We start from the raw sequence: 1,962 nt of genomic DNA, 5'->3' as shown, positions 1-1,962 counted from the left end.
TCTTTGGATTTATGGTTTTATTTTTATTTTGTATTTTCTGATTTGCTATCCCTTATCTCGTTTGGCGGCACATTTAGAAAAGGTCTGGGAGTAATTATGCCTTTGTTATCGATACAACAATTACAGAAATCATTTGCACAAAGTCATATTTTACAGGGCATTGATCTAGATGTAGAACAAGGAGAGGTGGTTGTTATTTTAGGCCCATCGGGCTGCGGTAAAAGTACCTTATTGCGCTGTATTAACGGCTTAGAACCGATTCAGGGTGGCGAAATTCGTTTAACTGGCTCAGGTGTGCTTGGTAAAGACGTGGACTGGACTAATGCTCGTCAAAAAATTGGCATGGTTTTTCAGAACTATGAGCTATTTGGGCATATGAACGTCATTGACAATATTTTGCTCGGGCCACTTAAAGTACAAAAACGTCACCGCGATGAAGCAGAACAAGTAGCAGATGAGTTGTTAAAGCGAGTCGGGCTATATGAGCGAAAACTCGATTATCCACGACAACTTTCAGGTGGACAAAAACAGCGTATTGCCATTGTTCGTTCATTGGTCATGCAACCTCAAGTGATTTTACTTGATGAAATTACCGCTGCGCTTGACCCAGAAATGGTTAGGGAAGTGCTCGATGTAGTACTCAAATTAGCAAATGAAGGAATGACCATGTTGATTGTGACACATGAGATGTCCTTTGCCCGTAAGGTTGCTGACCGCATTATTTTTATGGATAAGGGCAAGATTATTGAACAGGCTTCACCAGAAGAATTTTTTGAACAGCCAAAAACAGAACGAGCGAAAGCTTTCTTAAATATTTTGTCGTACTAAATTTTTATTATTTGAATCATGAGGAAGTGAATGTTTAAACGTAATTCAATAAAAATATTAAGCAGTCTTGCCGTTGCTGGGGTTTTATTAACTGCATGTAGTAAAACACCATCAACTGAACAGGCAAGTAATGCTCAAGAAGACCATTCTTTAGAACAAGTCAAAAAAAATGGGGTTTTACGCGTTGCCGTTTTTGCTGATGATCCGCCGTTTGGTTATGTAGATAGTGCGGGGAATAATCAGGGCTTTGATGTGGCTCTAGCAAAACGGGTGACTAAAGATTTGCTTGGTGATGAAAAGAAAGTTGAGTTTATTGTGACTGAAGCTTCAAATCGGGTGGAGTTTTTAAAATCAAATCGTGCCGATGTGGTGTTCGCGACATTTACAGTAACCCCTGAACGTAAGGAAGTTGTCGATTTTGCCGAGCCTTATTTAAAAGGGGCTTTTGGGATTGTCTCGCCTAAAGCCAAGCCGATTACTGACATTGCCCAATTAGAAGGTAAAACCTTAATCGTAAATAAAGGCACAAGTTCGGATACTTACTTTACCAAGCATTATCCGAAAGTGAATTTACTCAAGTTTGAAAGAAACTCGGATGCTTTTAAAGCCTTAACCGACGGTCGTGGTGACGCAATTTCACAAGATAGTACGTATGCTTTGGCATGGGCCGCGAAGAACCCAAATTATGTTGCAGGTATTCAGTCTATTGGTGATCAAGAGTTTATTGCACCAGCAGTTAAAAAGGGCAATACCCAATTATTGAATTGGCTCAATACTGAAATCAAGCAGCTCAGAACAAGCGGTGAAATTAAGAAAATTTATGATGAAACCTTGAAACCAATTTACGGTGACTCGGTCAATCCGAATGTGTTTTTAGACGTAGGCCAATAATTTTCGATATCGCTAGAGCAGTGCCTAAAAGTAGGCGCTGTGATTCTAAATAAGACTTTTACAAGAACGATAGGGTGAAATAATGACAACATTAACATTTCAAAACGTGAAGCATATTTTGGCTGCATCTTTACTGAGTTTGGGTTTGGTTGCATGTGATAAAGGAACTCAGTCTACTGAAAAATCGGCCGATACCACACAAACTACGTCAAGTATTGAACAGATCAAAAAGAATGGTGTGGT

The 1,962-nt window shown here is 39.4% G+C and carries 2 protein-coding genes and 1 pseudogene; all 3 read left to right on the top strand.

Going from position 1 to position 1,962, the window contains the following annotated elements; all coding sequences use genetic code 11:
• Positions 1 to 96 precede the first annotated feature (96 nt).
• Positions 97 to 828, top strand: coding sequence for an amino acid ABC transporter ATP-binding protein (locus C1642_RS17165; RefSeq protein ID WP_001130362.1), 732 nt, complete (start codon positions 97 to 99; stop codon positions 826 to 828).
• 30 nt (positions 829 to 858) lie between these two features.
• Positions 859 to 1,719, top strand: a complete 861-nt coding sequence (locus C1642_RS17160; RefSeq protein ID WP_103236641.1) for a transporter substrate-binding domain-containing protein — start codon at positions 859 to 861, stop codon at positions 1,717 to 1,719.
• Positions 1,720 to 1,801: 82 nt separating this feature from the next.
• Positions 1,802 to 1,962 (top strand): annotated as a pseudogene (locus C1642_RS19830) (ABC transporter substrate-binding protein); the annotation flags it as partial.

It is taken from the genome of Acinetobacter sp. AKBS16 (assembly GCF_002899995.1).
Lineage (GTDB): Bacteria > Pseudomonadota > Gammaproteobacteria > Pseudomonadales > Moraxellaceae > Acinetobacter > Acinetobacter baumannii.
The sequence above is the reverse complement of the archived record's forward strand: the minus strand, read 5'-3'. Positions and strand labels throughout refer to the sequence as shown.

What these genes read in the sequence shown, in the direction of transcription:
- C1642_RS17160 (WP_103236641.1), top strand. Translation starts at nt 859, where the DNA reads ATGTTTAAACGTAATTCAATAAAAATATTAAGCAGTCTTGCCGTTGCT.
- C1642_RS17165 (WP_001130362.1), top strand. Translation starts at nt 97, where the DNA reads ATGCCTTTGTTATCGATACAACAATTACAGAAATCATTTGCACAAAGT.